Genomic DNA, 12,123 nt, shown 5'->3' on the forward strand with positions numbered 1-12,123 from the left:
GAAGAAACCTTTGTTAAAGTTGACAAAAGGTTATAGAAAGGAGTAAAAAACCCCATCATTTTGCTGTCTATGTCTCATTTCCGACAGTTAGTGTAAGGTTTTTTTGTTCCTCCCCATGAATCGATGTGATGCCTATCTGCCAGCAAGAGCAGTGTCGTCGGTATCACTTTTGATGAGTAAGCAATGAGTATGTCAACATCCACAGAAGTCATCGCTCATCACTGGGCATTCGCAATCTTTCTTATTGTAGCCATTGGCCTGTGCTGCCTGATGTTAGTCGGCGGCTGGTTCCTGGGCGGTCGCGCCCGCGCAAGGCACAAAAACACACCTTTCGAATCAGGTATTGATTCCGTAGGTACCGCTCGCTTACGCCTGTCTGCCAAGTTCTACCTGGTAGCCATGTTCTTCGTCATCTTCGACGTGGAAGCGCTTTACCTTTTCGCATGGTCTACGTCCATCCGCGAAAGTGGTTGGGTGGGCTTTGTCGAGGCCGCAATTTTCATTTTAGTGCTACTGGCCGGTCTGGTTTATCTGGTGCGTATTGGCGCACTTGACTGGACGCCTGCGCGTTCACGTCGTGAACTCGTCAACCCGGAAAACAGTAACTCTAATCGTCAGCAGTAACAGCGAGGCAATAAGATGGATTATACGCTCACCCGCATAGATCCTAACGGTGAGAATGACCGTTACCCCCTGCAAAAACAGGAGATCGTAACCGACCCCCTGGAGCAAGAAGTCAACAAAAGCGTGTACATGGGCAAGCTCGAACATGCCATGCACGATATGGTCAACTGGGGTCGTAAGAACTCCATCTGGCCTTACAACTTTGGCCTTTCTTGCTGCTACGTTGAAATGGTGACGTCATTCACTGCGGTGCATGACGTTGCGCGTTTTGGGGCAGAGGTACTGCGTGCGTCTCCGCGTCAGGCTGACCTGATGGTGGTGGCCGGTACGTGCTTTACCAAAATGGCGCCCGTTATTCAGCGTCTCTATGACCAGATGCTTGAGCCGAAATGGGTGATTTCCATGGGCGCGTGTGCAAACTCTGGCGGTATGTACGACATTTACTCTGTCGTTCAGGGCGTTGATAAGTTCATCCCGGTGGATGTTTACATTCCTGGCTGCCCGCCGCGTCCTGAAGCGTACATGCAGGCCCTGATGCTGCTGCAAGAGTCTATTGGCAAAGAACGTCGTCCGCTCTCCTGGGTGGTAGGCGATCAGGGTGTATACCGCGCCAATATGCCGTCTGAGCGCGAGCGTAAACGCGGAGAACGTATTGCAGTCACCAACCTGCGTACGCCTGACGAAATTTAATTTGCGCCTGTGGGCCTGGAGAATACCTTCGCATATCACTACTCAAATAGCGCGAAGCCAGGCTTAACAGTCACCACGGACCATTTGCAATGGTGAACAATATGACCGACTTAACCGCGCAAGAAGCCGCCTGGCAAACACGGGATCATCTCGATGACCCAGTTATTGGCGAACTGCGCAACCGTTTTGGGCCGGATGCCTTTACTGTTCAGGCTACCCGCACCGGGGTACCCGTTGTTTGGGTCAAGCGTGAACAATTACTGGAAGTGGTCGATTTCCTCAAGAAATTGCCAAAACCGTACGTCATGCTGTTTGACTTACACGGCATGGATGAACGTCTTCGCACGCACCGCCAGGGTCTCCCTGCTGCGGATTTTTCCGTTTTCTACCACCTGATCTCAATAGACCGCAACACGGATATTATGCTCAAGGTGGCGTTGTCTGAAAACGACATGCACCTGCCGACGATCACTAAACTTTTCCCGAACGCCAACTGGTATGAGCGTGAAACCTGGGAAATGTTCGGTATGACCTTCGACGGCCACCCGCACCTGACGCGCATTATGATGCCGCAGACCTGGACCGGTCACCCGCTGCGTAAAGACTACCCGGCACGCGCCACCGAATTCGATCCGTTTGAGCTGACCAAAGCCAAGCAGGATCTGGAGATGGAAGCGCTGACCTTCAAACCGGAAGACTGGGGCATGAAGCGCGGCACCGAAAACGAGGACTTCATGTTCCTCAACCTCGGTCCAAACCACCCGTCTGCGCACGGTGCGTTCCGTATTATTCTCCAGCTTGATGGCGAAGAGATTGTCGACTGCGTGCCTGATATCGGCTACCACCACCGTGGCGCCGAGAAGATGGGCGAGCGTCAGTCCTGGCACAGCTACATTCCGTATACCGACCGTATCGAGTACCTCGGCGGCTGCGTTAACGAGATGCCATACGTGCTGGCCGTTGAAAAGCTGGCGGGTATCGTGACTCCGGATCGCGTTAACGTAATCCGCGTCATGCTGTCCGAACTGTTCCGTATCAACAGCCACCTGCTGTACATCTCCACGTTTATTCAGGACGTTGGCGCGATGACGCCGGTCTTCTTTGCCTTTACGGATCGTCAGAAAATCTACGATCTGGTCGAAGCGATCACCGGTTTCCGTATGCACCCGGCCTGGTTCCGCATCGGCGGCGTGGCGCACGATCTGCCGCGCGGCTGGGACCGCCTGCTGCGCGAGTTCCTGGAGTGGATGCCGAAGCGTCTGGATTCTTACGAGAAAGCCGCGCTGCGTAACACCATCCTCAAAGGCCGTTCTCAGGGCGTCGCCGCGTACAACGCAAAAGAAGCGCTGGAGTGGGGCACTACGGGGGCGGGCCTGCGCGCCGCGGGTATTGATTTCGACGTGCGTAAAGCCCGTCCTTACTCTGGCTATGAGAACTTCGACTTTGAGGTCCCGGTTGGCGGCGGCGTTTCTGACTGCTACACCCGCGTGATGCTGAAGGTGGAAGAGCTGCGCCAGAGCCTGCGCATTCTCCAGCAGTGCCTCGACAACATGCCGGAAGGCCCGTTCAAGGCGGATCATCCGCTGACGACGCCGCCGCCGAAAGAGCGCACGCTGCAACATATCGAAACCCTGATCACCCACTTCCTGCAGGTTTCCTGGGGTCCGGTCATGCCGGCGCAAGAATCCTTCCAGATGGTTGAAGCGACCAAGGGTATTAACAGTTACTACCTGACCAGTGACGGCAGTACCATGAGCTATCGTACGCGCATTCGTACGCCGAGCTATGCGCACCTGCAGCAGATCCCGGCGGCCATTCGCGGCAGCCTGGTCTCTGACCTGATTGTGTATCTGGGTAGTATCGATTTTGTTATGTCAGACGTGGACCGCTAATTATGCACGAGAATCAACAACAACAAACCGAGGCTTTTGAGCTGAGTGAAGCAGAGCGTGCCGCCATTGAGCACGAGATGCACCACTACGAAGACCCGCGTGCGGCGTCCATTGAAGCGCTGAAAATCGTACAGAAACAGCGTGGCTGGGTGCCCGATGGCGCGATCTACGAGATCGCAAAGGTGCTGGGCATTCCGGCAAGCGACGTGGAAGGCGTGGCAACGTTCTACAGCCAGATCTTCCGCCAGCCGGTCGGCCGCCACGTGATCCGCTACTGCGACAGCGTGGTCTGCCACATCACCGGCTACCAGGGCATTCAGGCCGCCATTGAGAAGAAGCTCAATATCAAGCCGGGCCAGACGACGTTCGACGGGCGCTTTACCCTGCTGCCAACCTGCTGCCTGGGTAACTGCGACAAGGGGCCGACCATGATGATTGATGAGGACACTCACAGCCATCTGACGCCGGAAGCGATTCCTGACCTGTTGGAGCAGTATAAATAATGAAAAATATTATTCTGACTCCTGAAACCCATCCGCTGACCTGGCGTCTTCGCGACGACAAGCAGCCGGTGTGGCTGGAAGAGTATCAGGCGAAAAATGGCTATGCCGGCGCGCGTAAAGCGCTGGGCGGCATGGCACCGGATGAGATCGTTAACGCGGTTAAAGACGCTGGCCTGAAAGGGCGCGGCGGCGCGGGCTTCTCCACCGGCCTGAAGTGGAGCCTGATGCCAAAAGACGAATCCATGAACATCCGTTACCTGCTGTGTAACGCCGATGAAATGGAGCCGGGCACCTATAAAGACCGCCTGCTGATGGAACAGCTGCCGCACCTGCTGGTAGAAGGCATGCTGATCTCCGCGTTCGCGCTGAAAGCCTACCGTGGCTACATCTTCCTGCGCGGCGAATACATCGAAGCGGCGGAAAACCTGCGTCGCGCGATTGCGGAAGCTACCGAAGCGGGCCTGCTGGGCAAAAACATTCTGGGCACCGGTTTTGATTTCGAACTGTTCGTGCACACCGGGGCAGGGCGTTACATCTGCGGTGAAGAAACCGCGCTGATTAACTCCCTCGAAGGCCGCCGCGCGAACCCGCGTTCTAAGCCACCGTTCCCGGCAAGCTCCGGCGTATGGGGTAAACCGACCTGTGTAAACAACGTCGAAACCCTGTGTAACGTTCCGGCGATCCTCGCTAACGGCGTGGAGTGGTATCAGGGCATCTCCTCAAGCAAAGATGCCGGTACCAAGCTGATGGGCTTCTCCGGTCGCGTAAAAAATCCTGGCGTCTGGGAACTGCCGTTCGGTACCACCGCGCGCGAAATTCTTGAAGACTACGCGGGCGGCATGCGCGATGGCCTGAAGTTCAAAGCCTGGCAGCCGGGCGGGGCAGGGACAGACTTCCTGACCGAATCCCACCTTGACCTGCCGATGGAATTTGAAAGCATCGGCAAAGCGGGCAGCCGTCTGGGTACCGCGCTGGCGATGGCCGTCGACCACGAGATCGGCATGGTCCCGCTGGTGCGTAACCTGGAAGAGTTCTTTGCCCGCGAGTCCTGCGGCTGGTGCACGCCGTGCCGCGACGGTCTGCCGTGGAGCGTGAAGATCCTGCGCGCGCTTGAACGTGGCGAAGGCCAGCCTGGGGATATCGAAACACTTGAGCAACTGTGTCGATTCTTAGGGCCGGGCAAAACCTTCTGTGCCCACGCACCGGGCGCCGTTGAGCCGCTGCAGAGCGCGATTAAATATTTCCGCGAAGAATTTGAAGCAGGCATCAAGCAGCCGTTCAGCAATACCCATGCCATCAATGGGATTCAGCCGAACCTGCTGAAAGCGCGCTGGTAAAACAGAATTTTGATTAACGCTCGGAGCAATTCGAGCCAACTGGAAGCATGCTAATGGCTACGATTCATGTAGACGGCAAAGAATACGAGGTCAACGGGGCGGACAACCTGCTAGAAGCTTGTCTGTCGCTCGGCCTTGATATTCCGTATTTTTGCTGGCATCCGGCGCTGGGCAGCGTCGGTGCTTGCCGCCAGTGTGCGGTGAAGCAATATCAAAACGCGGAAGACACGCGTGGTCGCCTGGTGATGTCCTGTATGACGCCAGCCACCGAAGGCACCTTTATTTCGATTGATGACGAAGAAGCCAAACAGTTCCGCGAAAGCGTGGTCGAGTGGTTGATGACTAACCACCCGCACGACTGTCCGGTTTGTGAAGAAGGCGGCAACTGCCACCTTCAGGATATGACCGTGATGACCGGCCACAGCTTCCGTCGCTATCGCTTTACCAAGCGTACCCACCGTAACCAGGACCTGGGGCCGTTCATCTCTCACGAAATGAACCGCTGCATCGCCTGCTACCGCTGCGTGCGTTACTACAAAGACTACGCGGACGGTCAGGATCTGGGCGTGTATGGCGCGCATGACAACGTCTACTTCGGACGTCCTGAAGACGGCGTGCTGGAAAGCGAATTCTCCGGTAACCTGGTAGAAATCTGCCCGACCGGCGTCTTCACGGATAAAACTCACTCCGAGCGCTACAACCGTAAGTGGGACATGCAGTTTGCGCCAAGCATCTGCCAGCAGTGTTCCCTCGGCTGTAACACCAGCCCGGGCGAGCGTTACGGCGAACTGCGCCGTATCGAAAACCGCTACAACGGTACCGTTAACCACTACTTCCTCTGCGACCGCGGTCGTTTCGGCTATGGCTATGTGAACCTGAAAGACCGTCCGCGTCAGCCGGTTCAGCGCCGTGGCGATGACGTGATCACCCTGAACGCCGAGCAGGCGATGCAGGGCGCGGCGGATATTCTGCGCCAGTCGAAGAAAGTCATCGGCATCGGCTCTCCGCGCGCCAGCATCGAAAGCAACTTCGCGCTGCGCGAGCTGGTTGGGGCGGAAAACTTCTACACCGGTATCGCCCAGGGCGAGCAGGAACGTCTGCAGCTGGTGCTGAAAGTGCTGCGTGAAGGCGGTATTCATACCCCTGCGCTGCGCGAAATCGAATCTTATGATGCGGTCCTGGTGCTGGGTGAAGACCTGACGCAGACCGGCGCTCGCGCGGCTCTGGCGGTTCGCCAGGCGGTGAAAGGCAAAGCGCGTGAAATGGCAGCGGCGCAGAAAGTGGCTGACTGGCAGATTGCGGCAATCCTCAACATCGGCCAGCGCGCGAAGCATCCTCTGTTTGTGACCAACGTCGACAACACCCGTCTGGACGACATCGCCGCGTGGACCTACTGCGCGCCGGTTGAAGATCAGGCGCGTCTCGGCTTTGCGATTGCCCACGCCCTGGACAACAGCGCGCCGGCCGTTGAGCTGGATCGCGACCTGCAAAGCAAGGTCGACGTGATCGTTCAGGCGCTTGCGGGCGCGAAGAAACCGCTGATTATTTCCGGTACCAACGCCGGCAGCGCGGAGATCGTTCAGGCCGCAGCAAACGTTGCTAAAGCCCTGAAGGGCCGCGGCGCGGACGTGGGGATCACCATGATCGCCCGCGCGGTAAACAGCATCGGTCTGGGCATGATTGGCGGCGGTTCGCTGGAAGACGCGTTAAGCGAGCTGGAGTCCGGTTCTGCTGACGCCGTCGTAGTGCTGGAAAACGACCTGCATCGCCACGCCTCTGCCGCGCGCGTTGACGCCGCGCTCTCAAGGGCGCCGCTGGTGATGGTTATCGACCATCAGCGCACCGCGATTATGGACAAAGCGCACCTGGTGCTCTCTGCGGCAAGCTTCGCCGAAAGCGACGGAACGGTTATCAACAACGAAGGCCGCGCGCAGCGCTTCTTCCAGGTGTATGACCCGGCCTACTACGACAGCAACACCGTGATGCTGGAAAGCTGGCGCTGGCTGCACTCCCTGCACAGCACCGTGCAGAGCCGCGAGGTGGACTGGACGCAGCTCGATCACGTTATCGACGCGGTAGTCGAAAAACTGCCTCAGCTGGCGGGTATCAAAGACGCCGCGCCTGACGCAAGCTTCCGCATTCGCGGTCAGAAACTGGCGCGTGAGCCGCACCGCTACAGCGGTCGTACCGCGATGCGCGCCAACATCAGCGTGCATGAGCCTCGTCAGCCGCAGGACAAAGACACCATGTTTGCCTTCTCAATGGAAGGGAACAACCAGCCGTCTGCGCCGCGCTCACAGGTTCCATTCGCATGGGCTCCGGGCTGGAACTCCCCGCAGGCATGGAACAAATTCCAGGCCGAAGTGGGCGGTTCTCTGCGCCACGGCGATCCGGGCGTGCGCCTGATTGAAGCGACCGAAACCGGCCTGGACTTCTTCACCAGCGTACCGGCGAGCTTTGAGGCTCAGGAAGGAAGCTGGCGCATTGCGCCTTACTACCATCTGTTCGGTAGCGACGAGCTGTCCCAGCGTTCTCCGGTCTTCCAGACCCGTATGCCGCAGCCGTACATCAAGCTTAACCCGGCGGACGCCGCGAAGCTTGGCGTCAACGCGGGCGCGAACGTGGCCTTTAGCTACGACGGCCAGACGATCAGCCTGCCGCTGATCGTCTCTGAAAGCCTGACGGCAGGGCAGGTGGGTCTGCCGATGGGTATGCCTGGCATCGCGCCGGTACTGGCGGGTGCGCGTCTTGATAACCTGCAGGAGGCAAAAGCATGAGTTGGTTAACGCCGGATCTTATCGACATCCTGCTGAGCATTCTGAAAGCAGTCGTTATCCTGCTGGTGGTGGTCACCTGCGGCGCGTTCATGAGCTTTGGTGAACGTCGTCTGCTCGGCCTGTTCCAGAACCGTTACGGGCCGAACCGCGTGGGCTGGGGTGGTTCACTCCAGCTGGTGGCGGACATGATCAAGATGTTCTTTAAAGAGGACTGGATCCCGCGCTTCTCGGACCGCGTGATCTTTACTCTGGCCCCGATGATCGCCTTCACCTCGCTGCTGCTGGCGTTTGCGATCGTTCCCGTCAGCCCGACCTGGGTTGTGGCTGACCTGAACATCGGCATTCTGTTCTTCCTGATGATGGCAGGCCTCGCGGTTTACGCGGTGCTGTTCGCAGGCTGGTCCAGTAACAACAAATACTCGCTGCTGGGTGCGATGCGTGCTTCCGCGCAGACGCTGAGCTACGAAGTGTTCCTGGGGCTCTCCCTGATGGGCGTGGTGGCTCAGGCCGGTTCATTCAACATGACCGACATCGTCAACAACCAGGCCGACATCTGGAACGTGATTCCACAGTTCTTTGGTTTTATTACCTTTGCTATCGCGGGCGTGGCGGTGTGTCACCGCCATCCGTTTGACCAGCCAGAAGCCGAGCAGGAACTGGCCGACGGTTACCACATTGAATATTCCGGCATGAAGTTCGGCCTGTTCTTCGTGGGCGAATACATCGGTATCGTCACCATTTCCGCGTTGATGGTAACGCTGTTCTTTGGTGGCTGGCATGGCCCGTTCTTACCGCCGTTCATCTGGTTCGCGCTGAAAACCGCGTTCTTCATGATGATGTTCATTTTGATTCGTGCGTCGTTACCGCGTCCTCGTTATGACCAGGTAATGTCCTTCGGCTGGAAAATTTGCCTGCCGCTGACGCTCGTCAACTTGCTGGTAACGGCGGCTGTCATTCTCTGGCAGCAGCCATAAGGGGCTATAGACCATGACCTTAAAAGAATTATTGGTAGGCTTCGGCACCCAGGTACGCAGTATCTGGATGATCGGCCTGCACGCGTTTGCCAAACGCGAAACCCAGATGTATCCGGAAGAGCCGGTATATCTGCCGCCGCGCTACCGTGGCCGCATCGTGCTGACGCGCGATCCGGACGGTTCGGAGCGCTGCGTTGCCTGTAACCTGTGTGCGGTAGCGTGCCCGGTTGGCTGTATCTCCCTGCAGAAAGCAGAGACGGTAGACGGCCGCTGGTACCCTGAGTTCTTCCGCATCAACTTCTCACGCTGCATCTTCTGCGGCCTGTGCGAAGAAGCGTGCCCAACCACGGCGATTCAGCTGACTCCAGACTTCGAACTGGGTGAGTACAAGCGTCAGGACCTGGTGTACGAGAAAGAGGATCTGCTGATTTCCGGTCCGGGCAAATACCCGGAATATAACTTCTACCGGATGGCGGGTATGGCAATCGACGGCAAAGATAAGGGCGAAGCAGAGAACGAAGCTAAGCCTATCGACGTCAAGAGCCTGTTACCGTAAGGAGAGGGCAATGGAATTCGCTTTTTATATCTGTGGCCTTATCGCCATCCTGGCTACGCTGCGAGTGATTACGCACACCAACCCGGTGCATGCGCTGCTCTATTTAATCATTTCGCTGCTGGCCATTTCGGGCGTGTTCTTCGCGCTCGGCGCGCACTTCGCCGGTGCGCTGGAAATCATCGTTTACGCCGGGGCCATCATGGTGCTGTTCGTCTTCGTGGTGATGATGCTGAACCTCGGCGGCTCTGAAATTGAGCAGGAACGCCAGTGGTTGAAACCGCAGGTGTGGATTGGCCCGGCGATTCTGTCGGCCATCATGCTGGTGGTGATTGTGTACGCCATTTTGGGCGTAAACGATCAGGGCATCGACGGCACGCCGATCAGCGCCAAAACGGTAGGTATTGCCCTGTTCGGCCCGTACGTTCTGGCGGTTGAACTGGCGTCAATGCTGCTGCTGGCGGGCCTGGTTGTTGCCTTCCACGTTGGCCGCGAAGAGCGTGTCGGCGAGGTGCTGAGCAACCGCACTGACGACCGCGCGAAAAGAAAAACGGAGGAGCGCGCATGATCCCCTTAACACATGGACTGATCCTCGCTGCGATTTTGTTCGTCCTGGGCTTAACCGGTCTGGTTATCCGCCGCAATCTGCTGTTTATGCTGATCGGTCTGGAAATCATGATTAACGCCTCCGCGCTGGCCTTCGTGGTCGCCGGGAGCTACTGGGGCCAGGCCGACGGTCAGGTGATGTACATTCTCGCCATCAGCCTCGCGGCTGCCGAAGCGAGTATTGGCCTGGCGCTGTTGCTGCAGCTCCATCGTCGCCGCCAGAACCTGAACATCGATTCAGTAAGTGAGTTGCGTGGATGAACATGCTTGCCTTAACCATTATTTTTCCGCTGATTGGCTTCGTGCTGCTGGCGTTTTCTCGCGGCCGCTGGTCCGAGAATCTGTCTGCAACCGTCGGCATCGGCTCAATCGGCCTGTCTGCGCTGGTCACGGCGTATGCGGGTATCGACTTCTTTAACAATGGACGTCAGGCCTTCAGCGTGCCGCTGTGGACCTGGATGTCAGTCGGTGATTTCAACATCGGTTTTAACCTGGTGCTGGATGGTCTTTCCCTGACCATGCTCTCCGTGGTGACCGGCGTCGGCTTCCTGATCCACATGTTCGCCTCCTGGTATATGCGCGGTGAAGAGGGTTACTCCCGCTTCTTCGCCTACACCAACCTGTTTATCGCCAGCATGGTGGTTCTGGTGCTGGCCGATAACCTGCTGCTGATGTATCTCGGCTGGGAAGGCGTGGGTCTGTGTTCTTACCTGCTGATCGGCTTCTACTATACCGATCCGAAGAATGGCGCAGCGGCCATGAAAGCGTTCGTCGTGACCCGCGTGGGTGACGTCTTCCTCGCCTTCGCGCTGTTCATTCTCTACAACGAACTGGGCACGCTGAACTTCCGCGAAATGGTGGAGCTGGCGCCAGCACACTTCGCTGCAGGCAACGACATGCTGTGGTGGGCAACGCTGATGCTGCTGGGCGGCGCCGTGGGTAAATCCGCGCAGCTGCCTCTGCAAACGTGGCTGGCCGACGCGATGGCGGGTCCAACCCCTGTCTCCGCGCTGATCCACGCCGCGACCATGGTGACCGCGGGCGTTTACCTGGTTGCGCGTACCCACGGCCTGTTCCTGATGACCCCGGAAATTCTGCATCTGGTGGGTATCGTCGGTGCGGTGACGCTGGTGCTGGCAGGCTTTGCCGCGCTGGTTCAGACCGACATCAAGCGCGTTCTCGCGTACTCCACCATGAGCCAGATTGGCTACATGTTCCTGGCGCTGGGCGTTCAGGCGTGGGATGCGGCCATTTTCCACCTGATGACGCACGCGTTCTTTAAAGCGCTGCTGTTCCTCTCATCCGGTTCGGTAATTCTGGCCTGCCACCACGAGCAGAACATCTTCAAGATGGGCGGACTGCGTAAGTCCATCCCACTGGTGTATGCCTGCTTCCTGGTAGGCGGCGCGGCGCTGGCGGCGCTGCCGCTCATTACCGCGGGCTTCTTCAGTAAGGACGAAATCCTTGCGGGCGCCATGGCGAATGGTCATATCAATCTGATGGTTGCGGGTCTGGTCGGTGCGTTCATGACCTCTCTTTATACCTTCCGTATGATTTTCATCGTCTTCCACGGTAAAGAACAAATTCACGCTCACGCAGGGAAGGGGATTACTCACCACCTGCCGCTGATTGTGCTGCTGGTACTGTCCACCTTCGTTGGCGCGATGATTGTGCCACCGCTGCAGGGCGTACTGCCGGCCACCACCGAGCTTGAGCACGGTCGCGTTCTGACGCTTGAAATCACCTCCGGCGTTGTCGCTATCGCGGGCATCCTGATCGCAGCATGGCTGTGGCTGGGCAAACGCACGCTGGTGACCGCCGTTGCCAACAGCGCGCCGGGCCGCCTGCTGGGCACCTGGTGGTACAACGCGTGGGGCTTCGACTGGCTGTACGACATGATCTTCGTTAAGCCGTTCCTGGGCATCGCGTGGCTGCTGAAGCGCGATCCGCTGAACAGCCTGATGAACATCCCGGCGATCCTTTCCCGCTTTGCAGGTAAAGGCCTGCTGTACAGCGAGAACGGCTACCTGCGCTGGTATGTGGCGTCCATGAGCATCGGCGCGGTTGTCGTGCTGGCGCTGCTGATGGTATTGCGATAGTGGTTTTGCCCGGTGGCGCTGCGCTTACCGGGCCTACGAGACCGTAGGTCGGGTACGCGTGAGCGCCA

11 protein-coding genes are annotated in these 12,123 nt (G+C 57.9%); all 11 read left to right on the plus strand.

The window, feature by feature from the left end:
* Positions 1-183: 183 nt before the first annotated feature.
* The 11 genes from nuoA to nuoL all read left to right on the plus strand — a co-directional run bounded on the left by nuoA (position 184) and on the right by nuoL (position 12,055).
* Positions 184-624, plus strand: a complete 441-nt coding sequence (nuoA, locus tag AB8804_RS03885) for an NADH-quinone oxidoreductase subunit NuoA (RefSeq protein WP_371183269.1) — start codon at positions 184-186, stop codon at positions 622-624.
* 15 nt (positions 625-639) lie between these two features.
* Positions 640-1,314, plus strand: a complete 675-nt coding sequence (gene nuoB / locus AB8804_RS03890) for an NADH-quinone oxidoreductase subunit NuoB (RefSeq protein ID WP_006176515.1) — start codon at positions 640-642, stop codon at positions 1,312-1,314.
* An 89-nt stretch (positions 1,315-1,403) separates the two neighbouring features.
* Positions 1,404-3,206, plus strand: a complete 1,803-nt coding sequence (nuoC, locus tag AB8804_RS03895) for an NADH-quinone oxidoreductase subunit C/D (RefSeq protein WP_371183272.1) — start codon at positions 1,404-1,406, stop codon at positions 3,204-3,206.
* A 2-nt stretch (positions 3,207-3,208) separates the two neighbouring features.
* Positions 3,209-3,709: an NADH-quinone oxidoreductase subunit NuoE gene (gene nuoE / locus AB8804_RS03900; RefSeq protein ID WP_371183274.1), complete on the plus strand. Its 501-nt coding sequence runs from the start codon at positions 3,209-3,211 to the stop codon at positions 3,707-3,709.
* Positions 3,709-5,046: an NADH-quinone oxidoreductase subunit NuoF gene (gene nuoF, locus AB8804_RS03905; protein ID WP_371183276.1), complete on the plus strand. Its 1,338-nt coding sequence runs from the start codon at positions 3,709-3,711 to the stop codon at positions 5,044-5,046. Before nuoE ends, nuoF begins: the two co-directional genes overlap by 1 nt.
* 53 nt (positions 5,047-5,099) lie before the next feature.
* The gene (gene nuoG, locus AB8804_RS03910) at positions 5,100-7,823 is read left to right on the plus strand and encodes an NADH-quinone oxidoreductase subunit NuoG (protein ID WP_371183278.1); all 2,724 of its coding nucleotides are present in this window, start codon (positions 5,100-5,102) and stop codon (positions 7,821-7,823) included.
* Positions 7,820-8,797: an NADH-quinone oxidoreductase subunit NuoH gene (gene nuoH, locus AB8804_RS03915; RefSeq protein ID WP_112010361.1), complete on the plus strand. Its 978-nt coding sequence runs from the start codon at positions 7,820-7,822 to the stop codon at positions 8,795-8,797. Before nuoG ends, nuoH begins: the two co-directional genes overlap by 4 nt.
* A 13-nt stretch (positions 8,798-8,810) precedes the next feature.
* A complete protein-coding gene (gene nuoI, locus AB8804_RS03920; protein ID WP_010433353.1) occupies positions 8,811-9,353 on the plus strand; it encodes an NADH-quinone oxidoreductase subunit NuoI in 543 nt (180 codons plus the stop codon).
* A gap of 10 nt (positions 9,354-9,363) precedes the next feature.
* Positions 9,364-9,918, plus strand: coding sequence for an NADH-quinone oxidoreductase subunit J (gene nuoJ, locus AB8804_RS03925; protein ID WP_010433354.1), 555 nt, complete (start codon positions 9,364-9,366; stop codon positions 9,916-9,918).
* On the plus strand, positions 9,915-10,217 hold the full coding sequence (gene nuoK / locus AB8804_RS03930; RefSeq protein ID WP_006176506.1) for an NADH-quinone oxidoreductase subunit NuoK: 303 nt from the start codon (positions 9,915-9,917) through the stop codon (positions 10,215-10,217). Before nuoJ ends, nuoK begins: the two co-directional genes overlap by 4 nt.
* Positions 10,214-12,055 (plus strand): NADH-quinone oxidoreductase subunit L, encoded by a 1,842-nt coding sequence (gene nuoL / locus AB8804_RS03935; RefSeq protein WP_371183283.1) that lies wholly within the window; start codon positions 10,214-10,216, stop codon positions 12,053-12,055. Before nuoK ends, nuoL begins: the two co-directional genes overlap by 4 nt.
* Positions 12,056-12,123: the final 68 nt, after the last annotated feature.

Origin of the sequence: Enterobacter sp. KBR-315C3_2022 (assembly GCF_041399425.1) — a bacterium.
GTDB lineage: Bacteria > Pseudomonadota > Gammaproteobacteria > Enterobacterales > Enterobacteriaceae > Enterobacter.